The sequence below is a fragment of the Caloramator quimbayensis genome, from assembly GCF_900167605.1.
In the GTDB taxonomy this organism is placed as follows: Bacteria; Bacillota; Clostridia; order Clostridiales; family Caloramatoraceae; genus Caloramator_B; species Caloramator_B quimbayensis.
In genome coordinates, this window is the sequence record NZ_FUYH01000031.1 from 1 (window position 1) to 25,864 (window position 25,864).

Genomic DNA, 25,864 nt, shown 5'->3' on the forward strand with positions numbered 1-25,864 from the left:
AACACATGGAAGAATTAGACCAATGGATAAGAAGAAGATTAAGAATGTGTGAATGGAAACTATGGAAAAAGGTCAGAACAAGGATAAGGAATCTGATAAAATTAGGAATGAGACTTTATTTTGCAAAAATATATGCCAATACCCGAAAAGGATACTGGCATATAGCAAACAGTCACATCCTATCAACAACTCTAACTAACGAATATTTTAATCAATTAGGTTATAAAAGCCTAATCTCACAGTATTCTAAAATGCATGTAAACTAACGAACCGCCGTATACCAGACCGGTACGTACGGTGGTGTGAGAGGACGCTGAATAAAATAATTATTCAGCTCCTACTCGATATGATATATTTACATAAAATCTATATTACTGCTAATCCTATAAATTCGTATATGATTTTATAGTATTGTGCATATGTTTACAAATATTGTTCATTAAATACTAAACTAATCTTTTTAAAATACTTGACACATATAAAATTATAAAAAACATAAATTTTAAAATAATTATGGGAGTTTAGAATAAAAAATTCAGCGAATTATTTATTACAATTCTGCTTCAAGGGTATAGCTAAGAGACACAAAATCCCCGAGGGGCATAAATATATCTATTCCGGATTTCATTAAAACATCTCCGGATATTTTTTTGTTTAGTTCCCTTATTAGATATACTTTATTTTCGTCAAGTCCCTTAAGCCTTACTATATCTACAGTTGTATTTGCTTCATTTAAGGATTTTGCATATACAAAGAAGGCTCTGTTTTTATCCTCAGACACGAACATCCAAGATGTAATTCCCTTTTCAAATGGATTTCTCAGCCTGTAAAAATCTCCATATAAAACTATATCTCTTACTTTATTATATTTTTCAATCTGATGTTTAATAGCTCTTTTTTCTTTTAAATCGAGTTTTGAGAGGTTAAGTTCATAACCTAAAACCCCAGACATAGCAATGTTCCCTCTCGTATTTATAGGGGTTACTCTTCCAACCTGATGGTTAGGGCAAATTGAAACGTGGGCACCCATTGAAGATATCGGGTATACTAAGCTTGTTCCATACTGAATTTTTGCCCTCTCTATTGCATCGGTATTGTCACTTGTCCATATTTGAGGCATATAATATAAAATTCCACCATCAAATCTTCCTCCTCCTCCAGAACAGCCTTCAAAGAGTATGTCAGGATATTTGCTTGTAAGGTATTCAAGTATTTCATAAAGTCCAAGAATGTATCTGTGAGCTGTTTCTCTCTGCCTCTCGGGAGGAAGGGATGATGAGCCTATTTCAGTCATGTTTCTGTTCATATCCCATTTTATATAGGATATTAAGGAATCTTCTAATATATTATCAAATACTCCTTTTATATATTCTCTAACATCTTCTCTCGACAAATCGAGAATCAGCTGATTTCTTCCTTCGCTCATTTCTCTCCCATTAACATGTATACACCAATCAGGATGATTTTTAAATAGACTACTGTTTCTCGATACCATCTCAGGTTCAAACCAAAGCCCGAATTTTAAACCTAAAGCGTTTATTTTCTTGCTGAAACCTTTTATACCCGAAGGTATTTTTTTTGTATTAACATACCAGTCACCGAGGGATGAAGTATCGTCATTTCTCTCCCCAAACCAGCCATCATCAAGAACAAACAGCTCTATTCCCATTTCTTTTGCCTGTTTTGCAAGTTCAAGAAGTTTTTCCTCGTTAAAATTGAAATATGTAGCTTCCCAGTTGTTTATAAGAATAGGCCTTTGAGATGCTTTATATATGCCTTTGCAAAGCCTTTCCCTGTAGAATTTATGATATATTCTTGACATTTCTCCAAGACCGCTGTTTGAATAAACTAATACTGCCTCAGGAGTTACAAAAGATTCTCCTGATTGAAGTACCCATGAAAAATCAAAGGGATTTATTCCAATTATAGCTCTTGTGGTTCTGAACTGATCAACTTCAGCTCCAGCGATAAAGTTTCCGCTGTATATTAAATTCATCCCGTACACTTCACCGCACTCTTCATTTGCATTTTTAGATGTAAATGCAATAAAAGGATTTTCCATATGGCTGCTTGAACCTCTTTTGCTATCAATGCATTGAAATCCAAAGCGTAAAGGAGCAGTTTCAATATTTCTCTCCCTTGCCCATGCCCCATTTAAAGTAATCATGTTATATTCCATATTTGTAAAATTTAAAACAGCGCTCAGAGCTCTTAATATTTTTACTTTATTTTCTCCAAGGTTTTTAATTATTGACCATCGGGTTATAGCGTTGTAATCTTCAAAGACAGAGTAAAAAAGCTCAACCTCAATTCCGCCTATTTTATCTTCGAGGGTTATTTTTAAAGTTTGTACTTTATCTTTTTCAGTGCAATAGGTTGAAGGAAGGATAGCTAATTTAGGCTTTCCTTCCATTATCATATGGCTTTTATATTTTAAATCTGTAACAGTTGAACCATCTTCGTATTGTATTTCAAGAGCAGGGACTCTGCAGTCTGTATTACCATAGCAGGGATATTCTAAAAGTACAGTATCAAGGGATATGTTTTCTCTATACAAAACAGCAGAAAAGGAAGGCCTTTTTATATTTTTATAAAACCTGTATTCTATATCTTCCTTTAAATGCTGACCATAATAAACATGAAAAAGCCTCCCTGTATTGTGAATCTGCATTATATAGCTTTGAGATTTTGTTTTTAAATGAAAAATTCTTTTTTCTTCATTATAGATTATCATGGCAATACTCCTTCTTGTTTAATTTACATAAACTATTATAATATATATTTTTTGAAAATTCATTATTTATTGTTATTTGCTGATTCCGTATTTTTCGCATTTCAATGAAATTGTTCTATGTGTTAGACCTAAAACTTTACCAGCTTTATTATAGGTTTTATATTTTTCCATAGCAGCTTTTATTATTTCCCTTTCATAATCTTCGAATTTCAGCATATCTCCTTCTAAAAGGTTTAATATTGAATCGCTTTTTGAAGAAATATTAGTTAGAAAAAGAGGCAAATCTCTAATGCTTATAATATTTCCGTCGCACATATTCATAGCCCTTTCAATAATGTTTTCAAGTTCTCTAATATTTCCAGGCCAATCGTATTTTAAAAGACAGTTCATAGATTCTTTATTTATTCCTAAGATATTTTTATTGAGTTTTAAATTTAATTTTTCTATAAAATGTTCAGTTAAAGGACCGATATCTTCTTTTCTGTTTCGTAAAGGTGGAAGAAATATTGACATGACGTTGAGCCTGTAATATAAATCCTTTCTGAATTCTCCATTTTCAATCATTTCCTCGAGATTTCTATTTGTAGCAGCTATAACCCTTATATCAACCTTATGGGTTGTTAATCCTCCTACGCTTTCAAATTCTTTCTCCTGAAGAACCCTTAAAAGTTTTACCTGCATGCTCTTTGGCATGTCCCCAATTTCATCTAAAAAAACAGTACCTCCATCTGCAAGGGTAAACTTTCCTATTTTATTTTTATAGGCACCAGTAAAGGCTCCCTTTTCATATCCGAAAAGTTCACTTTCGAAGAGATTTTCAGGTATTGCAGCGCAGTTTATTTTAATAAAAGGTTTATCCTTCCTATCGCTTGAGTTGTGTATTGCTTTTGCAATAAGTTCTTTACCAGTACCGCTCTCTCCTCGTATAAGCACAGTCGATATTGAATTTGCAGCCTTTCTTGCAATAAATATTGCATCTCTTAAAGAAGAATTGTTGCCTATTATATTTTTAAAGGCACCTTCTTCCTTTGTAAGGTTTATGAATTGCTCCTTATAATATTTAAGTTCCTCTTCAGAGTGTTCGAGTTTTTTAATAAGGTCTTTTATTTCATTAACTGGTTTTGAAATCGATAGTATTCCGTTGAAGTTATTATTTATAAACAAAGGTTCAACCCTTGATATAAGTTCTACTCCATGTTTTTCATAGGATATATTCTCTATTTTCTTTTTTGTAGTAAAAGCTTTCATTCTAAGCCCATTAGGGGACATATCCATTAAATCCTTACCAATCGTATCCTTTGAATTTATATTAAAGCATTTTTCATAGGCTGGGTTTATATAGCTTATTTTTCTGTTTTCATCAACAAAGCAAATAAGGTCACTTGAACACTCGAGTATTTTTTTTAGTTTTTCATTAAGTTCTTTTACAGCTATAAGCTCTGATATATCTTGGAATGTTCCAACAGCACCTATAATATTTTTATTAAATATTATAGGTGACAAACTCATTGCCATTTCTCTGTTGTTTAGCATAACAATATCTCCTAAAAAGCTATTTCCGCTTTTTAAGATTTGATTTAAATCATAATTATTAATTATATTAGACATATCTTTTCCAAGGATATCCTTTATTTTACAGTTTAATATATTGAGCATGTAACTATTTATATAGATAATTGAAGAATTGATATCGCATACCACAATTCCTATTGAAAGGCTTTCTAAAATCTGTTCATTAGCTATTGAATTTTCATTTAATAAATAATCTATGCTGCTTATAGATTTATCTTGACAAAGATTAGATATAAAGCTGCAAAGTTCATTTACGGCAATTTTGCTTTTATCATCATCATACTTTGATGATATTTCTATTATGTCTCCCATTTCTATTCGCAAGGATAGAATAGCTATCATTCCTATTGCAATGGGTGATGAGTCTCCGGCTTTTTTTATATAAAGTTCTGTACCATAATCTTTCTTAATCCTTTGAGCTTTATTTACGATTTCTGCTGCAATTCTTGCATGAACACCCTCCGGTGTACCTATTGTAACTTGCATTTTATACATATTTTCAACTCCATTTTTGATAAAATTTATCACAAACTAATAATACATTGATAAAATATATCAATGTATTATATTATTAATATTACTTAAAATTAATGCTCTTTGCAATATATATTAAATAAATTGATAAAAAGTATCAAATTTATTATTATAACTATAAAATTATAATAATATTTTATTTATTGATACAAAATAAGATAGTAGAATACTTTCAAGTGTATTTAAAAGTTTTAATAAGTCCTTAAAGGATTTTGGCATGAATATTGCTACACTATATATAGAATAATTACATTAGGGGGAATAAATATGGTATCAAAAGAAGTAGTAGTATTAAATTCAACAGGAATACATGCAAGACCTGCAGCAATATTTGTAAAAACAGCCTCTGGATTTAAATCAGATATAACAGTTAGCAAGGATGGAAAATCCGTATCAGCGAAATCTATAATAAGCGTTTTAAGCCTTTGCATAAATAAAGACTCAAAAATAACAATTTCCGCAAATGGTGAAGATGAAAATGAAGCAATAAAGGCTTTAGTTGATCTTATCGATTCTAAATTTGGCGAGGAATAATAAAGAATGGGGGATATTATGAAGAAAGGTATACCTTCCTCAAAGGGATATGCCATAGGATACGTTTATTTAAAAAAAGATGAAGAAATAGATTTAAATGAAAAAAAGTTTACAAGTATAGAAGAAGAAATACAAAGGCTTAATGAATCTGTTGAAAAATCTAAATATCAATTGGAAGAAATAAAAAAGAAGGCTGAAGAATCTATAGGGAAATCAGGAGCTGAAATTTTTTCAGCCCATATAATGCTCTTAGAAGATGAAGAATTCATTGGAGCTATGAAAAAAATTATTGAGGATGAAAAAGTTATTGCTGAACAATCAGTAGATAAGGCAGCAAATACTTTTGCTGAGATGTTTTCTTTAATGGATGACAGCTATATGAAGGAAAGAGCAGCAGATATTAGGGATATAGGCAAAAGGCTTATTAAAAATCTTAGCGGAAAAGAAGACGATGCAGCTGAATTTAAAGAAAACACTGTTATTGTTGCCCATGACTTAACTCCATCAGACACAGCTCAGCTTGATAAAGAAAAGGTATGTGCCTTCTTAACCGATATAGGTGGATTTACATCCCATAGCTCTATACTTGCAAGAACACTTGAAATTCCATGCGTTGTTGGCATGAATGATATAACAACTTCTGTTAAGACTGGAGATAAGATTATAGTTGATGGAACAGAAGGAATAGCTATTATTAATCCTGACGAAGAAACTCTAAAGAAATATGAAAAATTAAAAGAAGAATATGAAAATGAGAAGTTGAAACTTAGAAGACTTATAAATGTAGATGCAGTTACTAAATCAGGAAAAAGAGTAATAGTTGCAGGAAACATTGGCTCTCCTAAGGATGTTGACAAGGTTTTAGAAGTTGGAGGAGAGGGAATAGGTCTTTTCAGGACTGAATTTTTATTCATGGGAAAAGATGATTTTCCAACAGAACAGGAACAGTTTGAGGCATATAAATATGTTGCATCAAAAATGGGGGATAGGCAGGTTGTTATAAGAACTCTCGATATCGGAGGGGATAAGAGCCTTCCTTACCTTGATATGCCAAAGGAGCTTAATCCATTTTTGGGTTACAGAGCGATAAGGCTCTGCCTTGACAATAAGCCTCTTTTCAAGACGCAGCTAAGGGCAATTTTGAGAGCATCAGCTTTTGGGAAAATAGGAATTATGTTCCCAATGATTAGCGGTCTTGAAGAATTTTTAAAGGCTAAGGAAATTTTGCAGGAGTGCAAAGAAGAGCTAAGAAAAGAGAACATAAATTTTGATGATAATATAGAAGTTGGTATTATGGTTGAAATACCTTCAGCAGCTTTAGCAGCTGAAGAGCTTGCAAAGCATGTTGACTTTTTCAGCATAGGTACAAACGATCTTATTCAGTATACTATAGCTGTTGATAGAATGAATGAGAAGGTTTCATACCTTTACAATCCTATGCATCCTGCTGTTTTAAGACTTATTGAGATGACAATAAATGCAGCTCACAAGGAAGGAAAATGGTGCGGCATGTGTGGTGAGATGGCAGGAGATGAAAGAGCTATACCAAAGCTTTTAGAGCTTGGACTTGATGAATTTTCCATGAGCCCATCATCGATACTAAGGGCTAAGGAAATAATTATAAATTGGTAATAAAATAACTTTTAAAATTATTGCAATAAAAAGAAGGGACCCCCCTTCTTTTTTTTAGTATTTTTTATTTATTTAGGTAAATAAAAGTGTAGTAATTATAAACTAATTTGTATAAAAAATATTAAGTTTTGTTTACGTTTTGTATATAAATAAGGTATAATTTTCTTGTAGCTATTTTTACAGGAGGTGTTAAAGTGATTAATTTTTTAGGTACTATAGTAAATTCTCTTGCAATTATTTTAGGAAGTATCATAGGAGTACTTATACGCAGAGGTCTGCCTGATAAAATTAAGGATACGGTTATGAATGGACTTGCTCTATGTGTTTTGTTTATTGGCATTTCGGGAGTACTTAAAGGTAATAACACTATGCTTATAATTGTAAGTATAGTTATAGGTGGAATTATTGGGGAAATATTAGATATTGATAAAGCTTTAAAAAAAATTGGAGATAGAGTAGAAAATAAATTTAAGGGAAAAGAGAGCAGGATATCTCAGGCTTTTGTAACATCAACACTTCTTTTTTGTGTTGGTTCAATGGCAATAGTAGGTTCTCTTGAAAGCGGGCTTACAGGAAGAGGTGATACTCTCTATGCTAAATCAATTCTTGATGGGATAACTTCAATAATTTTCAGCTCTACCTTAGGAATTGGAGTAATCTTTTCATCAGTTGCTGTTTTTTTATATCAAGGGCTTATAACTCTTTGTGCTTCTTTTCTTAAAAACATTTTGATTGAAAGTGCAATTTCAAATATGACAGCTGTTGGAAGCCTTCTTATAATTGGTCTTAGCCTAAATATGCTTGGAATAACAAAAATTAAAGTTGCAAATTTGCTTATAGCGATTTTTATTCCCATAATATATCAATTCATATTATAATTTATATATTTGGAGGTTTTAAATTGGGCTGCCAGCTTGAAAATTATTTTGATGCTGAAAAGATAAAAAAACTTATAGATAGCATACATAGGATTTCAGGTATTCCAATAGGTTTATTTAATGCTGATGGGAAGCGAATATATACTTCCTTAGGGTGGAAGGAATTTTGTACAAAATTTGGTACATTTAATGCAAAAATAGGGGAAAAGAGCATTGAATGCAATAAAAATTTATTTGAGATAATAAAAGATAATGCAGAATGTAAGATTTATACTTGTTTAAATGGTCTTTCGTATATTGTTGTACCTATTTATATTAATAATACCTATGATGCATCTATAATTCATGGTCAATTTTTTCTTAAAGAACTGAACATTGATAATTATAATGCTATAGCAAAAGAATATGGATTTGACGAGAAAGAGTATGTAAAAGCTTTATCAGATATTCCGGTGATATCTTATGAAAAGGCGCGAAATTTAATGGAATTTTTTAATATAATTTCCAATATAATTATGAGCGTTGCAGAAAAAAGATTAGCTCAGGTGGAAATCTTTAAAGAGCTTAATCAAAATAATAAAATACTTGAAATGATGAATATCGAGCTTATAAAAACAGAAGAAAAACTCTTTGCGCAGTATAATAAGGTTTTAGAGAGTGAAAAATATAAAACGGATTTTTTTGCTAACATATCTCATGAACTAAGGACACCAGTAAATGTAATTCATTCAGCACTTCAAATGGCAAGGCTTATTGTAGATAAAGAAACTGATTTTGAGGACAGAGAAAGACTTATTAAATATTTTGATGTTATGAGACAAAACAGTTACAGGCTGATAAGGCTTGTAAATAATCTAATAGATATTACAAAAATTGATGCTAAATATGTAAGCTTAAATTTAGTAAACTGCGATATAATTGACTTTGTAAAATCAATTACCTTATCTGTTGAGGAGTATGCGATTTTTAAAGATGTTGATTTATTTTTCGATTCCGATGAAGACAGCAGAGTAATTGTATGCGATCCTCAAAAGATAGAAAGAATTCTTCTTAATCTTTTATCAAATGCTATTAAATATAATAAAAAAGATGGCAGTGTACATGTGATAATTAGAAATGACAATGATAGTATAACTATTTGTGTGAAGGATACTGGTATTGGAATACCCCAGGATAAGCAGGATAGAATATTTGAAAGGTTTGTTCAGGTTGATGAAAATTCAAATAAAAGCTATGAGGGAAGCGGGATAGGGCTATCCATAGTAAAATCCCTTGTTGAACTTCATAAAGGAAGGATATATTTAAAAAGTGAGCTTGGAGCTGGGAGCGAGTTTTACATAGAACTTCCTGCGAATCTAAAGGTTACCGATGAAAAACAAAAAGATAAAATATATGGTTTTGATTACTATGATAGTATAGAAAGGTTAAATATAGAATTTTGGGATGTATGTTAAAGGCATTGAAATATATGCCTTTTTATTATTTTAAAAACAAATAGAATGCCAAAGACATATAGATATTATCGATTATTATTGGATGTTTTAAAATGTTAGAATATTTATGTAAAAATATATTTGGAGGGATACCATGGGAGATTACAGAAAACTTTGGTCAAATCTTAATATGAATCTTGAAAAACATGATGTACTTTGTGCGGTACTTCCAGAGATTTATTCTAAGGTTTATCTGTCACAAAACGATAGACCAGAAGGAATGAACTATTTTAATTTTGTTGTATCAGAGGTTCATGGATTAAGGATTGAAGAGCTTGACAATCATAAAAAACAGGGTGGAAAGGTTATTGGAACATTCTGCGTATATGTTCCTGATGAGGTTATACTTGCAGCAGGGGCAATAGGTGTTGGACTTTGCGGAGGTTCACAATTTTGGATTGAAGATGGAGAGAAGGTTCTTCCAAGAAATCTTTGCCCTCTAATCAAAGCCTTTGTTGGTGCAAAGGTTAGTGCAACATGTCCATATTTCCAGTCCTGTGATATGCTTGTTGGCGAGACAACCTGTGATGGTAAGAAAAAGGCATGGGAAATACTAAATGATTATACACCTGTTCATGTTATGGAACTACCTCAGATGAAAAGAGAAAAGAACATAGAAGATTGGAAGATGGAGATAAAAGAGTTTATAAGTAGAATAGAAGAGTTAACAGGAAATAAGATTACTTTTGAAAAACTAAAGGAAACTGTTATACTATGTAACGATAAGAGAAAAGCTCTAAAAAGGCTTTATGAACTAAGAAAGAACATACCATCTCCAATATCAGGACTTGATTCCCTTTTGATATCCCAGATAGCATTTTATGATGATCCTCAAAGATTTATACAAAAGGTTAATGAGCTTTGTGATGAACTTGATGAGAGATTAAAAAGTTTACAGCCAAATGGGAAAAAGAGAATACTTATAACAGGAACACCAATGGCTATTCCTAACTGGAAGATGCATTCTATAATAGAATCTTTAAATGCTGAAATTGTAGTTGAAGAAACATGTACAGGTACAAGATATTTTGAAAACTTTGTAGAGGAAAATGCAAATGATATGGATGAGCTTATTGAAAACATTGCAAGAAGGTATATGAAGGTCAACTGTGCATGCTTTACTCCAAATGCAGGAAGGATAGAGGATATTATAAAATATGTAAAAGAATATAAGGCTGACGGAGTAATATATTATAATCTTTCTTTCTGTCAGACATATTCAGTAGAGTATAAGAAAGTAGAAGAAGCATTAAATAAAGAAAACATACCTGTTATGTTTATTGAAACTGATTATTCAGAAGAAGATTCAGGGCAGATTAAAACAAGAGTTGAAGCTTTTATAGAAATGATATAATGGATAAAAACTATATACTCTTTAAGTCGTATAATCAGGGACTTGCCCTTGAATCTTTACTTAAAAAAAGTAAAATTAAATATACTATATCTCCAACACCGCGGCAGCTTTCAGTCTGCTGCGGTATGTCTATTATGTATTATAAAGAGGATGAAGATAATATTAAAAAAATTGTTAAAGAAAATAATATAAAAGTTTTAGGATTTTATACTTTAAATGGGTGATAGTATGACAGGTATAGGTATAGATATTGGTTCAACAGCAGCAAAGGTTTCAATAATAAATAATGAGGAAATTAAAAACTTTTATATGCCCACAGGATGGAACAGCAGAGAAACAGCTCTTATAATTAGACAAAAAATAGAGGGGCTTGGATTTAAAAATTACAAAGTTATTGCAACGGGATATGGGAGAGTTTCTGTTCCCTACGCAGATAAAACTATAACAGAGATAACATGCCATGCAAAGGGAGCCTATTATCTTTATAATGATGATATAACGGTAATAGATATAGGAGGGCAGGATACTAAGGTAATAAGTATAAAATCAGGAAAGGTAAGCAGCTTTTCAATGAACGATAAATGTGCTGCAGGAACTGGAAGGTTTTTAGAGCTTATGGCAAACTCCTTAGGGATTACAATCAGTGAGCTTTGCAGCCTTGGAAAGGATGATACGGCTATTAAAATAAGCTCTATGTGTACAGTTTTTGCAGAGTCTGAGGTTATAAGTTTAATTGCCCAGGGAACTAAGAAGGAAGATATTGCATCAGCTATTATAGAAGCGATAATATCTAAAGTTTCTTCCCTTGTTCAAAAGCATGGAAATAATAATAAATACTTTTTAACCGGGGGACTATCCCAAAACCCAATAATTATAGATAAACTTTCAAAAAAGCTTAAATCTCCTATTTTTACTCATAGGGATGCACTATATGCCGGCTCAATTGGAGCGGCACTGCTTTCAATTGAATAAATTGTTATACCTCGCAAAAGCGAGGTTATTTTTTTAAAAAAATAGCGATTCGGACATAAAATAATGTATAATATATTTGTGCAGTTTGGCATTAAGAGGTGTTTAGGTATGAAATGCAATAAGGAAAATATTATTGTAGCGCTAATAGTTGCAATTTTTTTAACATTTAATTTTATAATATTTACTTCTCTATTAGATATAAAACCTAACGAGGAAAAATTAAAGCCTAAAATTGTACTGATTTCTCATGTATATACAAATCCATACTGGCAGTATGTAAAGATGGGAGCTGAAAAAGCAGCAAAAGAAAGAGGAGCAATTATTAGCTATGAAGGACCTAATGTTGCAAATGCAGAAGAGGGTGTAAAACTTATCAATATGGCATATGCATCTAAAGTAAGTGGTATTATAACATATGTTCAGGAAGAAGAAAAATATATAAAAGTTATTAATAAGGTAGTTGATGCAGGTATACCCCTTCTTACGGTTGATTCAGATGCAGAAAAAAGTAAGAGGATAGCATATATAGGAACGAATAATGTACAAGCTGGTGTGGAAGCTGCTAAAGAAATGATAAAGAGGATAGGACATAATGGAAATGTCGGTATAATAATGGGTGGAAAGAGTGTAAAAAACCAAATAGAGAGAGTAAATGGCTTTAAAGAATATATTGAAAAGAATTCAAACATAAATGTTTCTGATATTGAATCCTCAGATTCATATTTGATAGAAGCAGAGCTTGCAGCAAAAAAAATTTTAACAAATAATTTAAAGATTGATGCACTGCTCTGCACATCAGCTTTAGACGGGCCAGGAGCAGCAAAAGCTGTTATGAATATGGGTCTTTCTGGAAAAGTCAAGATAATTTCTTTCGATGACTTGCCGGAAACTCTCGAATATATTGAAAAAGGTATTATAACATCCACTGTAGTTCAAAGACCTTATAACATGGGATATAATTCGGTTAATATAATTATGAATATAATTGAAGGCAAAAAAGAAGAAGGCATATATTATACTGATGTGGTTATAGTTGGAAAAGAAAATGTTGATGAATTTAAAAAACAGCAAGGAGAATATAAAAATGAACAGTAGCAGTTTAAAAAGAAAGTTTATCATATTTACTATTTTAATTATTACTCCTATTGCTACAAGTAATATTATATGTCTTTATATTGGCAGAAGAATTAATAATAATTATAACTCCATGTTAAATAAGCTAAGTATTTTAAAAAGTGTAAAAATGGAGTTGGATGAGTCTTTATATAACTATGAAAAGTATATTAGAGAAAATGATTATAAAAGCATTGAAATATATAACAGCAAATATGAAGACTTAATGAAAAAAATAAATTTTTTACAAGCGAATTCAGATATAGAAAGCAGATATGTTTTAAGAGATTTAAAAAATTGTATTGAAAGCTATAAGAAATCTGCTGATTACTCAATTAAACTTAATGATGAAAAGGCCAGTATAGATGTATATTATATCAATTATGTTGAGACAAAGGAAATTTATGAGTTTTGTAGTTCATTTATTGCAAAGCTAAATGATAGTTATTTAAATTATAATAATAAAATTTATCTAAAACTGAAATCAAAGGAGAATTTTATTTATAAAATACTTGCAATGTATATAATAAGTGCTATTTTAATTAGCATATTTTACTGTTTCTTTTTTATAAATAGTTTATTGTTAAAACTTAAAGAACTTTTAAATGTAGCAAACAGGGTATCAAAAAAAGATTTTACTTCTTATAATTGGACAAAATCTAATATATATGAGATTGATATTTTATCTCAGACATTTTGCACAATGATAAATGATATAAAAAAATATATAAATTCTATAAAAGAAAATGCTGAACTTGAGAAAAAACTAAAAGATGAGGAAATGAAAATTTTAACCTATGAAAATGCACTTAAAATGTCTCAACTTAAGATTTTGCAGTCGCAGATTAATCCTCATTTTTTGTTTAATACATTAAACTGTATAAATCAAACTGCAATGAGAGAATGTGCAGAAGAAACTCAGGAACTTATTAAATCAGTTTCAGATATTTTAAGATATAGCTTAAGCATGATGAATAGGAATGCTACTTTAGAACAAGAGGTTAATATAGTACAACAATATATGAACATACAGCTTAGAAGATATGAGGACAGATTAAAGTTTAATATAGATATTAAAACGGATATAAGTAATATAAAAGTACCAGGGATGACTCTTCAACCCTTTGTAGAAAACGCTTTTATTCATGGCATTGAGCCTAAAGAAGAAGGAGGGGTTATAAATATTAGTATATTTGAAAAAGATGATAGATGTATAGTAATGATAGAGGATAGTGGGTGCGGTATAGAAAAAGAAATTTTATATAATTTAAGAAATGAAAGTTATGAAAAAGAACATACTGGACATACAACTGGGTTAGGCATAAAAAGTGTAGTTAAAAGACTTCAAATAATGTACGGAATTGATGATATTTTTAGCATAGAAAGCCAAGTAAATGATGGTACGAGAGTATTTTTAAAGATACCAAAGAGGGGGATGGCTGAAAATGTATAAAATTCTTGTTGCAGATGATGAAAAATACGATAGAGATGCAATAATAAATATATTGAAAAATGATTTTAATGACGATTTTGATGTTTCTCAAGCCAAAAATGGGAGAGAAGCTATTGAAATTACTGAAATTGAAAAACCTGATATTATTATTATGGATATAAAAATGCCTGGAATTGATGGACTTAAGGCAATAGCAGAAATAAAAAAATTCCATCAAAATGCATATTTTATAATACTTTCTGCCTATGATTATTTCGATTTTGCACTTGAAGCAATGAAGCTGAATGTTAAAGATTATATATTAAAGCCTTTTAGTAAAAAAGAACTTATAGACAAAATACAAAAAGGTATAGAGTTTATTAATATAGAACGAATGAAAAGAAAGAAACAGATTGAAGAACAGGAAAAGATATATAATCTTTTACCTGTTCTTGAAAATGAATTATCATATTCAATTATTATCAATATGGTAGATTTAATTGATTACCAGATATATATGGATTACTTAAATATGAATTTTAATAATGCTTGTTGTATTATAGTTGATATTAAAAAAGATAATAATAGTGACAATATTAAGATAAAAGTGGTTGATTTTTTAAAAGAATTTATAGGCAGAAAATATAAAAATATAGTAAGTTACAGATTTACTAAAGAAATTGTATTTTTTATATCTTTTGATGATAAAAAAGTCTTTAGTAATAGAGAAATTATGGGAAATCTGACCGAGAGCATAATAAGTGAAATTAGAAAAGTTTTTAATATTTCAGTAAAAATAGGCAACGGATCGATTTATAATGGCATTCATAATATGTATAAATCCTACAGGGAAGCATGTGAATCTTTAGAATATATAGATAGCGATGATTTAAAATTGAATAGATATGAAGCATTAGAAAAACAGCATAACGCTGATAGTAAAAAAATAATTTTATTTAAAGAAGTTGAAAAATACATTGTTGAAAATTTGAAAGAAGATATTGATATGGAAAAAACTGCAAAAAGATTCAATATAAGCTCATCGTATTTTTCCAGAATTTTTAAAGATGTTTTGGGATATAATTTCTCAGATTATATCAACATGATTAGAATAAAAAAATCGAAAGAATTATTGAAGGAAGGAATTTTAACAATCAAAGAAATCTGCTACGAGGTAGGCTACAGTGATCCCAATTATTTCAGTAAAGTTTTTAAAAAATATGAAGGAGTTACTCCATCAGAATATAAGCAAAAATTAATTTAGAATATTATATATTTGCTATATGTTATATACATATAGCATTTTTTTATACTTTAAATAGCAAAAAAATACTCATTATATATCAAATTATTATTGTAATTAAGCAAATTATTACGTTGAGTTATATTATTTAAAATTGTATTATAATTTATGTAATTTTCACGAACTTAATAATATTTATTGAGTTCAGAATAATTAAAATTTAAAAGGGGGATTAAAATGAAAAGAATTCTTTCATTAGTACTTTCTGTAGCTTTAATCATTGGTTTAGTTGGCTGCGGAAGTAAGACAAGCACAACAGACAACTCTGCAAGCAATTCACAAAGCAGTTCAGAGGCAAAATTAATTGGTGTTGCAATGCCAACACAATCTCTCCAGAGATGGAATCAAGACGGAGAAAATATGAAAAAGCAGCTTGAAGAAAAAGGCTATAAAGTTGATCTTCAGTATGCAAATAATGATGTTAATACACAGATTCAGCAGATTGAAAATATGATTACAAAAGGATGCAAAGTTTTAGTTATTGCATCAATAGATGGTTCGGCATTAACAGACTGCTTAAAGAAAGCAGCAGATAATGGAATAAAGGTTATTGCTTATGACAGACTTATAATGAAGACTCCAAATGTTGATTACTATGCAACATTTGACAACTTCAAGGTTGGAGTTATCCAAGGACAATATATAGAAGAAAAATTAGGTCTTAAGGATGGAAAAGGACCTTTCAATATTGAATTATTTGCAGGTTCACCTGATGACAATAATGCTACATTCTTCTATAATGGTGCAATGAGCATATTAAAGCCTTACATTGAAAGTGGAAAATTAGTTGTTCCAAGCAAACAGACGGAGTTTACAAAGATAGCTATTCAAGGCTGGGATTCAGCAAAAGCTCAGGCAAGAATGGATAACCTTATAACAGCAAACTATGCAGCAGGAAATAAACTTGATGCAGTTTTATCACCAAACGATTCACTTGCAATAGGAATCGTTGCATCATTGAAAAATGCAGGTTATGGAACTGGAGATAAGAAATATCCAATATTGACTGGACAGGATTGTGATAAACCAAACGTAAAAGCTATGATAAATGGACAACAGTCGATGTCAATATTCAAAGATACAAGAACATTAGCAGCTAAAGTTGTTGAGATGGTTGATGCAGTTCTTCAAGGAAAAGAAGCCCCAGTTAATGATACTAAGACATATGATAATGGAGTAAAAGTTGTTCCATCATTCCTTTGCGATCCTGTATATGCAGATGCTAATAATTACAAACAACTCCTTATAGACAGTGGATACTATAAAGAATCAGATTTACAGTAATCATACACAACAAAAAATAGCCGAGCATTATTTTGCTCGGCTATATATAAGATTAGATTAATAGTTAAATTTAAGTCGTAGTAATTGTTTTAAGGAGATGAAATGATGAGTGAATATATTCTGGAAATGAGAAATATAACGAAGCTTTTTCCAGGTGTAAAGGCACTTGATAATGTAAATTTGAAAGTAAAAAAAGGGGAAATACATGCTTTAGTCGGAGAGAATGGAGCAGGGAAATCAACTTTAATGAATGTATTAAGTGGAATTTATCCATATGGAACTTATTCTGGTGATATAGCGATAAATGGAGAAGTGTGTAAATTCAGGGATGTAACTGATAGTGAGAAAAAAGGTATTGTAATAATACATCAAGAACTTGCACTGATTCCTTATCTATCAATTGGAGAAAATTTATTTTTAAGAAATGAAAGATCATCACATAATATAATTTCATGGAATAAAACTTATAGAGATGCCGCAGCACTTCTCAAAAAAGTAAACTTAAGTGAAAATCCTGAAACATTAATAAAAGATATTGGGGTTGGAAAACAGCAGCTTGTTGAAATTGCAAAGGCTTTAGCCAAAGATGTTAAAATATTGATTCTTGATGAACCGACATCAGCATTAAATGATGAAGATTCTGATAACCTTCTTAATTTATTGATTGAACTACAAAAAGAAGGAATAACTTCAATACTAATATCTCATAAATTAAATGAAGTGTTAAAAGTATCTAACAATATTACAGTTATAAGAGATGGTAAAACTATTGAAACCTTTGAAAATGATGAAAATGTTAGTGAAGATAGAATAATTAAAGGTATGGTAGGTCGTGAACTTACTAACAGATTTCCTTCAAGAAAACCTAAAATTGGTGAAGTGAATTTTGAAGTGAAAAATTGGACGGTTTTTCACCCTCTGATAGAAGGGAGAAAAATTATAAAGGATGTTAATTTCAAAGTTCATAAAGGTGAAATTGTGGGTATATCAGGGCTTATGGGCTCTGGAAGAACTGAGCTTGCTATGAGCATTTTTGGAAGATCCTATGGTAAACATATATCAGGTGAAATAATTAAGGATGGAAATAAGATAACCGTTCATAATGTAAGACAAGCAATAAATCACGGAATTGCATATGTTACTGAGGATCGTAAATCTGCAGGGCTTAATCTTATAGATGATATAAAAAGTAATATTCCTTTGGCAAAGCTCATGAAAATAAGCAAAAGAAATATAGTTGATGAAAATAAAGAAATACATGTAGCGGAACAATACAGGAAGAAATTAAATATTAAATCCTCTAGTATACTTCAGAAAACAGGAAATCTCTCGGGAGGAAACCAGCAAAAGGTAGTTTTAAGCAAGTGGATATTTACTGATCCAGATATTTTAATATTAGATGAGCCTACGAGAGGAATTGATGTAGGAGCAAAATACGAGATATACAAAATTATTAATGACTTGGCTGATGAGGGAAAATCGATTATATTTATATCTTCAGAGCTTCCTGAAATTCTTGGAATGTGCGACAGAGTATATGTATTCAATGAGGGAAGAATAGTTGGCGAGTTAAGCAGAGAAGAAGCATCACAAGAGAGCATAATGAGATGTATTATGCAGAGCAATAGGGAGGTAGTATGATGGAAACTGTAAAGAATTCAGGCAATAAACAGATTACAAGTATTGGGCAAAGCATTAAAGATACTATAAGAAATAATATTAGACAATATGCAATGCTGCTTGCACTTGTTGCAATAATGATATTCTTCCAAATAGCAACAGGAGGGATACTATTAGTTCCTATGAACGTTGCAAACCTTATTCTTCAAAACAGTTATGTATTTATCCTTGCAATAGGTATGACAATTTGTATATTAGCAGGCGGAAATATTGATCTATCAGTTGGTTCAGTAGTTGCTTTTATTGGTGCTATAGCAGGTACTCTTATAATAAACATGAAATATAGCATTGTGCCAACAATAATAATCTGTTTATTGATTGGAGCACTAATTGGAATTTGGCAGGGATTCTGGATTGCTTATATGAGAATCCCGGCATTTATTGTAACCCTTGCAGGTATGCTTGTTTTTAGAGGTCTTACAGTAACTATGCTGAAAGGTCTTACCTTATCACCTTTCCCTGAAAAATTTCAACAAATAAGTGCAGGCTTTATTCCAGATGTTTTTGGTGGATTTGGGACGAAATTAAATATTACTGCAATAATCGTTGGCCTTATTTTGGCTGCAATTTATCTTATTTCAGAGATAAAAAAGAGAGCTGAAAGAATAAAATATAATTTCGATGTACTTCCTCTTCCGATTTTTATAGCTCAGATTGTAGTTGTATTTGCTGCAATAGGGATATTTACTTATTGGATGGCAGCTTATAAAGGAATTCCTGTAATACTTGCGATTGTTGGACTTTTGATAATTGCTTATTCATTTTTTACAACAAAAACAGTACAAGGAAGATATATATATGCAATGGGAGGAAATGAAAAGGCTGCAAAACTTTCAGGTATTGATACAAACAAGGTACTTTTCTTTGCATATGTTAACATGGCTATCTTAGCTGCTTTTGCAGGTATTGCTTTTACTTCAAGACTTAATGCGGCATCACCTCAAGCAGGACAAAACTTTGAACTTGATGCAATAGCTTCTTGTTTTATAGGCGGAGCTTCAGCTTATGGAGGAGTAGGAACGGTAGTTGGAGCAATAATTGGTGCACTTGTTATGGGTGTTCTTAACAATGGTATGTCAATACTTGGTGTAGGAAGCGACATGCAGATGACTGTAAAGGGACTTGTATTGCTTGTAGCTGTTGCATTTGATGTTATTTCTAAAAAGAAATCGAGAAGCTGATATTATTAAATAATTACTAATTTAAAAATTATATAATGTTCATTTTATTGAGAACATGAATGCTTTTAAGTAGGTGAATTTATGATTGAAGGGAAAATTAATAATATTAATTTGCAGAAAGTTTATTATGGAATGGTTGGAGGCGGAGAAAGTTCTTTTATAGGTGATGTTCACAGAAAAGCTGCAGCTTTTGATAGAAAATGCATTATAGCTGCGGGATGCTTCTCGAGAGACTATAATAATTCTTTAAGAACCGCACAGAGTCTTGATATTTCACCGGATAGAGTATACAAAAATTATTTAGAGATGGCAGAAAAAGAGAGTAAAAGAAGTGATAAGATAGACTTTGTAACAATTGTAACACCTAATAATAGTCATTTTGAAATTGCAAAAACTTTCTTAAATAATGGAATAAATGTTGTATGTGACAAACCACTTGTAACTGACCTTGATAAAGCATATGAACTTAAAAAAATAGCAAATGAAAAGGATTTATTATTTTGTGTAACTTATAGTTATTCAAAATATTCAATGGTAAAGGAAGCAAAAGAGATTATAAAACGTGGCGATATTGGGGAGATAAAGCTTATTTTAGCTGAATACCTTCAAGACTGGTTAGCGGAACCAATTGAAAAAGAAGGCCAAAAACAAGCATCTTGGAGGACAGATCCTAATCAGTCTGGTATATCAAATTGTGTTGGAGATATAGGTACACATATTGAACATACGGTATCGTATATTACAGGTTTAAAAATTAAATCTCTATGTGCTAATTTAGAGAACATAGGCGATAATAGAAGCCTTGATACAAATGCACAAATTTTAGTAAAATTTGATAATGGTGCTTCAGGAGTTTATACAGTTTCCCAAGTTGCAATTGGATATCAAAATGGATTGAAAATAAGAGTTTTTGGTACTAAAGGCTCAATTGAATGGGAACAGGAAAACCCAGAATGCTTAGCAGTTTCAATAATCAATGAACCTAAAAAAATTCTTAAAAAAGGTTTAAATTATCTATCGAATGCTTCTTTAGAGTTATCAAGAGTACCTTCTGGACATCCAGAGGGATATTACGAAGCCTTTGCAAATATGTATTCAGTTTTTGCAGATGCTATATTGTATAAAAAGTCAGGTAATACGATTAAAGCATTTGATTTTCCTAATATTGATGATGGAATTAGTGGAGTTAAATTCATTGAAAAATGTGTTGAGAGCTCAAATAGTGGAAGTGTATGGGTTAATTTTTAACGTAAAATGTTAAAAGGATGACTTAAATGTGTTTAAGTCATCCTTTCAGTTTATCCTAAAATAGTTTTAAGTTCTGCATCGGCTGTTGATATTGGTTTTATATTGAACTTATCAATTAAAACCTGAAGCACATCAGGTGATATAAAAGCAGGGAGTGTTGGCCCAAGGTAAATATTCTTGATTCCAAGGGAAAGAAGCGTTAAGAGTATGCAGACGGCCTTTTGTTCATACCATGATAATATTAATGATAGTGGAAGGTCGTTAATGCCACATCCTAACGCATCAGCAAGTCCCTGTGCAATTTTAATTGCTGAATAGGAATCATTGCATTGGCCTACATCGAGAAGCCTTGGAAATTCACCAATTGAGCCAAAGTCGAGCTTATTAAATCTATATTTACCACAAGCAAGGGTTAAAATTATAGTATCCTTTGGCGCTTTTTGGGCAATTTCAGTATAATAATTTCTGCCAGGCCTTGCACCATCGCACCCGCCGATGAGAAAGAAATGTCTTATTTGACCTTTCTTTACTGCATCAAGAATCTTATCTGCAAGGGAAAGAACAGTATTGTGGCCAAAACCAACAAGTATTGTTTTTTCAGGTTCATCTTCTGTAAAACCTCCAAGCTCAAGAGCTTTATTTATTATAGGTGTGAAGTCCTTCTTACCATCAATTTCTCTGATATGCTGTACATCTGGCCACCCTACAATACTTGTTGTAAATATTCTATCCTTATAGGAATCTCGAGGTTTTTGCAAACAGTTAGTAGTCATAAGTATGCATCCAGGAATATTATCGAATTCGTTTTGCTGATTCTGCCAAGCTCCTCCATAGTTTCCAATGAGGTGTTTAAACCTTTTAAGTTCAGGATAGCCATGGGCAGGCAGCATTTCACCATGAGTATATATATTTATGCCTTTCCCTTCGGTTTGGATTAAAAGTTCATGCAAATCTTTTAAATCGTGGCCTGATACAATAATAAATGGACCTTTTTTCTTTGTTATTAAAACAGGTGTTGGAACAGGATTGCCATAGGTTTGAGTATTGGCTTTATCTAAAAGCTCCATACACTTTAGATTTACCTTTCCAAATTCCATTATAAGGTTGAAAAGATCATCAACAGATAGTTTATTATCAATGGTTGAAGCAAAAGCTTTATAGAAGAAGTTATCAACATCATTATCATAAAATCCTAATACATGGGCATGATGTGCATAGGCTGCCATCCCTTTTAATCCATAGATTAATGTCTCCCTTAAGGAGCGGATGTTCATATCGAGGTTTTGGTCATACATAATTCCAGCTTTTTTAGCATCCTTTAGCATTTCATCCTTTGATGCTGGAATAGTATAATTTACACATTCAGGAGCATTGGCAGGGACATTACCAAGAAGAGTTTTTAAATTTTCTTTTATTTTTTGAGATTTATTTAGGTATTCAACAAATCTTTCAGGGTCAAAGTTTACATTGGTTAATGTTGAAAAACATGCATCCTGAACAAATTTAGAAATTTCTTTATCAATATTTTTGCCCTGTTTTAAAATTTCATTTCCTAAAAAACCTATTCCCTTAAGTTGATAAACTAATAGATCTTGAAGTGCAGCAACTTCTGCATCTTTTCCGCAGTTTCCAGCCTTTGTGCATCCTTTACCACCAATTGTCTGTTCACACTGGTAACAAAACATAAGTTCTTCCATTTAAAAACCTCCTTTTGTATTTTCTAATATTATTATTCTATAAAATAAAAAAAAAATACGAAGGCTATCTAATAATATTATGATAAATTGTAGAGAATACAGCTTAGCCTTCATAAATTAAAAAGCCCTTAATCTGCTTATGAATAATTTGCAGATTAAGGGCTTTCTTTATAAAGATGCATTTTAATAATATATCATAATTTAATAAAAAATAAATTATTTTACGGTTATCTTACAATATACTTTATATCCATAATTTTGCGTATAGGCATATATTGTTGCAGTACCCTTTGAGAGAGCTGTTACGCATCCAGAAGAGTCAACCTTTGCAACTTTGCTGCTTGATGCCTATAATCTAAATAATCGCTTTATTTAAACAACCATTTAATTAAGGGCATTAAATTATATAAATATTAATTTTATTCTATAGCTATTAACTCTTTTGGAAATTTATTCAATACTTCACATCCATCTTCTGTAACGAGGACTAAATCTTCGATTCTAACTCCAACTTCACCTTCTAAATATATTCCAGGTTCTATTGAAAATATCATTCCAGGTTTTAAAATATCATTATTTACCGATGACACATCCCCAAAGTCATGAACTTCTATTCCGATTGAGTGACCTGTTCTGTGAGTAAAATATTTTCCATAACCTTTAGATTCAATATAATCCCTTGCTGCGGCATCTATATCGCAAAATCTAACTCCAGGTTTTACCCTTTCAATTGCCCTTTTATTTGCTTCAAAAACTATATTATATATTTCCTTTGCTTTATCGGGAACATATTTATAAAATACGGTTCTTGTCATATCGGAGCAATATGAATCTTTTACACAGCCTATATCTAATATTATGCTGTCTCCTTCTTTAACTGTGGAATTATCAGTCTCGTGATGAGGATCTGCAGCATTAGGACCGTAGGCTATAATAGGGCTGAAGGAAAATCCATCTGTACCGAGCTTTTCATATATATCAGATAGAACACCTGCCATCTTTTTTTCAGATAGTTTATCAGAAATTGACTTTATTAGCTGTTCCATTGCATTATCATTAATTTCAGAAGCTTTTCGCATTAGGCTCTTTTCTTCTTCATCTTTACACATTCTTATTCTATCTAATATAAAAGAGCTGTTAATGAAATCGTTGTTTGAAGTTAATTCCATAAGCCTTATAAGAAATCTTGAAGGCCAGTTTTTATCAATTCCAATTGTTTTATTTGAATCTATGTATTTTGAAAGTATTTCAACAGGATCCTGTATATCATTAAATCTTATTATTTCAACACCTAAATCTTCATTTACAGGGAATAATTCATTTATAAAAAGTTTTGGGGTATCGTTAGAGGAGATAAAAAGAACAAGCATTCTCTCACCAGGATGAATCCATTTTTTAGTTAGATAAAAAATAGAGGCAGGGTCTGAAACTAAAATTTGATGTATGTTTCTATTAGCCATTTCTTTTAATACTGCGTTAAATCTTTCTTTAATCAATATTATCAGCTCCTTTGTAAAAACTTATATAAATTATATCATACAAAAAGTGTTATTAACAATTATTGGATTGATAATTTAAGTTATAGTTTATTATTTTTTACAAAAGACTAATAAGAATATTTAGTATTAATGAATTCCATATAAAAATCCATTTTTATTATTATAATAGTAATTTATAAAATAAAGCCTCAAAATTTTGAGGCTTTATCCGAATATACCGACAGTCTGAAAAAAAGGAGTAAAATCTTTTTCCTTCCATTTTAGAGATGTTTGCACATATCCTAATGCATCTGCATTGTATCTTCCTGCAATTCTTTGCATTGCGTAAAGGTCAAAGATTCCATCCCCGTCAAAGTCAACAGGGTACAGCCCTCCAAGGGGATTTACCCACCCTTCAATAGGCTCCTTTAATTTTCCGTTAGAATCATATATTTCTGACAAATATTCTTTCCCTTTATATTTTATATCTATAGTATATCTTTGAGAATTACTGCCTGAAACAATTACCTGATAAAAGTCAATATATATTACTTTATAATTATATTTTTTATTAAACTCTTCATAATCGAATATTTTTATAAACGTATTATTAATGAAAGAATAAATATAATAGTATGCAAGCCCACCGCTTCCCCCTGAATCTATACTAATTAATATGTCGCTTTTTTTATCTCCCGTGAAGTCTCCTACAAATAGCCTTGGGTTATATCCAGAATTTTGTTTAGGAGTTATAGAAAAAAATTCATTGCTTTTACCGTCCTGCACAATTAAAGTTATATTGTCAACATAAGGACTTTCAATGCCAAAACTTTTTTGCCCAATAAGAAAGATATTATCTTCGATAAAATCTCCATTTATGTCTTTACGTTTAAAGTCAAGAACATATATATTTCCTGAATCCATATTTCTGAATTTATATGGACATAAATTATACATATTAAAACCTCCGAAATATCATTTATATATAATTATGTTGCTTAAGATAAATATGTGATTGTAAAATATAATTAGACTTCAACATACCCTTGTGTGTCGATGTATGAAATATGAAGTAAAATTAAGTTTTCAGTAGAAAATCAAATATAGTTCTTTATAATTAACATTAGAATGTATATTTTATATATACACAAGTGATATTATATGAAAGTCGCTTGAAGCGGCAAAGATTAAAGGAAGTTAAGAGAAAAAACTTCCAAATAAAAAAGAGTTGACTTAAGAGAAAAGGCGTGATAAACTAACTAAGCTGTCTTTTGAAAGAGCAAGTGATTAAGTAAAAAGATGGCAAGAAAAAAGAAGTTGACAATAAAGATACGACATGATAATATAATAAAGCGTCTTGAGAAGAGAGCATTTGAACCTTGAAAATTGAACAGTGGATAAGCGAACGTACCATAAAAGATGCAAAATAAGCATCAAAAATGAGTTTCAGGATTTTATCTTGAGAGTTTGATCCTGGCTCAGGACGAACGCTGGCGGCGTGCTTAACACATGCAAGTCGAGCGGAGGCAGCACTTAACACTGAGTGCTTAGTGGTGAGAGCTTAAATTAAGTTAGTCAGCGTCAAGACCGCGTAAGCGGGCTTCACGCTATATAAGAATAACACAAGAGCTGAGCATTGAGTGTTAAGGGCTGCCTTAGCGGCGGACGGGTGAGTAACACGTGGGTAACCTGCCTCATGGAGGGGGATAACACTAAGAAATTGGTGCTAATACCGCATAAAACCG

19 protein-coding genes, 1 rRNA gene and 2 pseudogenes are annotated in these 25,864 nt (G+C 31.0%); 16 read left to right on the top strand and 6 right to left on the bottom strand.

The annotated features are described in order from the left end of the window. Positions 1-266: pseudogene (locus tag B5D15_RS15635) on the top strand (group II intron reverse transcriptase/maturase); the annotation flags it as partial. A gap of 284 nt (positions 267-550) precedes the next feature. On the opposite strand, the gene B5D15_RS13265 reads toward B5D15_RS15635, so the two are convergent. Together B5D15_RS13265 and B5D15_RS13270 are read right to left on the bottom strand one after the other, a co-directional pair. Next, positions 551-2,734 (bottom strand): alpha-galactosidase, encoded by a 2,184-nt coding sequence (locus B5D15_RS13265; protein WP_078697594.1) that lies wholly within the window; start codon positions 2,732-2,734, stop codon positions 551-553. A gap of 72 nt (positions 2,735-2,806) precedes the next feature. After that, entirely contained in the window at positions 2,807-4,801 is a 1,995-nt protein-coding gene (locus B5D15_RS13270) for a sigma 54-interacting transcriptional regulator (protein WP_078697595.1), read from the bottom strand. A 306-nt stretch (positions 4,802-5,107) separates the two neighbouring features. On the opposite strand from B5D15_RS13270, the gene B5D15_RS13275 reads away from it, so the two are divergent. The 14 genes from B5D15_RS13275 to B5D15_RS13340 all read left to right on the top strand — a co-directional run bounded on the left by B5D15_RS13275 (position 5,108) and on the right by B5D15_RS13340 (position 20,944). Further along, complete coding sequence (locus tag B5D15_RS13275) at positions 5,108-5,374, top strand: HPr family phosphocarrier protein (RefSeq protein ID WP_078697596.1); 267 nt, start codon at positions 5,108-5,110, stop codon at positions 5,372-5,374. A gap of 18 nt (positions 5,375-5,392) precedes the next feature. Beyond that, positions 5,393-7,006: a phosphoenolpyruvate--protein phosphotransferase gene (gene ptsP / locus B5D15_RS13280; protein WP_078697597.1), complete on the top strand. Its 1,614-nt coding sequence runs from the start codon at positions 5,393-5,395 to the stop codon at positions 7,004-7,006. A gap of 194 nt (positions 7,007-7,200) precedes the next feature. Then, a complete protein-coding gene (locus tag B5D15_RS13285) occupies positions 7,201-7,884 on the top strand; it encodes a DUF554 domain-containing protein (RefSeq protein WP_242948756.1) in 684 nt (227 codons plus the stop codon). Between the two features lie 23 nt (positions 7,885-7,907). Continuing rightward, positions 7,908-9,338, top strand: a complete 1,431-nt coding sequence (locus B5D15_RS13290; protein WP_078697598.1) for a PocR ligand-binding domain-containing protein — start codon at positions 7,908-7,910, stop codon at positions 9,336-9,338. Between the two features lie 133 nt (positions 9,339-9,471). Further along, the gene (locus tag B5D15_RS13295; protein ID WP_078697599.1) at positions 9,472-10,731 is read left to right on the top strand and encodes a double-cubane-cluster-containing anaerobic reductase; all 1,260 of its coding nucleotides are present in this window, start codon (positions 9,472-9,474) and stop codon (positions 10,729-10,731) included. Next, complete coding sequence (locus B5D15_RS13300; protein ID WP_078697600.1) at positions 10,731-10,955, top strand: putative Se/S carrier protein; 225 nt, start codon at positions 10,731-10,733, stop codon at positions 10,953-10,955. Before B5D15_RS13295 ends, B5D15_RS13300 begins: the two co-directional genes overlap by 1 nt. A gap of 4 nt (positions 10,956-10,959) precedes the next feature. Beyond that, positions 10,960-11,703, top strand: coding sequence for an acyl-CoA dehydratase activase (locus B5D15_RS13305; protein WP_078697601.1), 744 nt, complete (start codon positions 10,960-10,962; stop codon positions 11,701-11,703). A 108-nt stretch (positions 11,704-11,811) separates the two neighbouring features. Then, complete coding sequence (locus tag B5D15_RS13310) at positions 11,812-12,798, top strand: sugar-binding protein (RefSeq protein ID WP_078697602.1); 987 nt, start codon at positions 11,812-11,814, stop codon at positions 12,796-12,798. Beyond that, a complete protein-coding gene (locus B5D15_RS13315) occupies positions 12,788-14,269 on the top strand; it encodes a sensor histidine kinase (protein ID WP_242948757.1) in 1,482 nt (493 codons plus the stop codon). The genes B5D15_RS13310 and B5D15_RS13315 overlap by 11 nt, the downstream gene beginning before the upstream one ends. Continuing rightward, positions 14,262-15,512, top strand: coding sequence for a response regulator (locus tag B5D15_RS13320; RefSeq protein ID WP_078697603.1), 1,251 nt, complete (start codon positions 14,262-14,264; stop codon positions 15,510-15,512). Before B5D15_RS13315 ends, B5D15_RS13320 begins: the two co-directional genes overlap by 8 nt. A 216-nt stretch (positions 15,513-15,728) precedes the next feature. Then, the gene (gene chvE, locus B5D15_RS13325; protein WP_078697604.1) at positions 15,729-16,835 is read left to right on the top strand and encodes a multiple monosaccharide ABC transporter substrate-binding protein; all 1,107 of its coding nucleotides are present in this window, start codon (positions 15,729-15,731) and stop codon (positions 16,833-16,835) included. A 105-nt stretch (positions 16,836-16,940) separates the two neighbouring features. Further along, positions 16,941-18,476: a multiple monosaccharide ABC transporter ATP-binding protein gene (mmsA, locus tag B5D15_RS13330; RefSeq protein WP_078697605.1), complete on the top strand. Its 1,536-nt coding sequence runs from the start codon at positions 16,941-16,943 to the stop codon at positions 18,474-18,476. Then, positions 18,476-19,696 carry a multiple monosaccharide ABC transporter permease gene (gene mmsB, locus B5D15_RS13335; RefSeq protein ID WP_479722852.1) on the top strand — a complete coding sequence of 407 codons (1,221 nt, stop codon included), beginning with the start codon at positions 18,476-18,478 and terminating at the stop codon, positions 19,694-19,696. The genes mmsA and mmsB overlap by 1 nt, the downstream gene beginning before the upstream one ends. Before the next feature lie 81 nt (positions 19,697-19,777). Continuing rightward, complete coding sequence (locus B5D15_RS13340) at positions 19,778-20,944, top strand: Gfo/Idh/MocA family protein (RefSeq protein WP_078697607.1); 1,167 nt, start codon at positions 19,778-19,780, stop codon at positions 20,942-20,944. Positions 20,945-20,994: 50 nt separating this feature from the next. Here B5D15_RS13340 and hcp read toward each other — a convergent pair whose 3' ends face one another. The 4 genes and pseudogenes from hcp to B5D15_RS13360 form a co-directional block, all read right to left on the bottom strand. Further along, on the bottom strand, positions 20,995-22,641 hold the full coding sequence (hcp, locus tag B5D15_RS13345) for a hydroxylamine reductase (RefSeq protein WP_078697608.1): 1,647 nt from the start codon (positions 22,639-22,641) through the stop codon (positions 20,995-20,997). A 216-nt stretch (positions 22,642-22,857) separates the two neighbouring features. Continuing rightward, positions 22,858-22,974: pseudogene (locus B5D15_RS15880) on the bottom strand (Ig-like domain-containing protein); the annotation flags it as partial. An 86-nt stretch (positions 22,975-23,060) separates the two neighbouring features. Further along, positions 23,061-24,137, bottom strand: a complete 1,077-nt coding sequence (locus tag B5D15_RS13355; protein ID WP_078697609.1) for a M24 family metallopeptidase — start codon at positions 24,135-24,137, stop codon at positions 23,061-23,063. Between the two features lie 207 nt (positions 24,138-24,344). Next, the gene (locus tag B5D15_RS13360; protein WP_078697610.1) at positions 24,345-25,076 is read right to left on the bottom strand and encodes a spore coat protein; all 732 of its coding nucleotides are present in this window, start codon (positions 25,074-25,076) and stop codon (positions 24,345-24,347) included. A 498-nt stretch (positions 25,077-25,574) separates the two neighbouring features. Between B5D15_RS13360 and B5D15_RS13365 the strand changes: the two genes are divergently transcribed. Beyond that, a 16S ribosomal RNA gene (locus tag B5D15_RS13365) occupies positions 25,575-25,864 on the top strand; the annotation flags it as partial.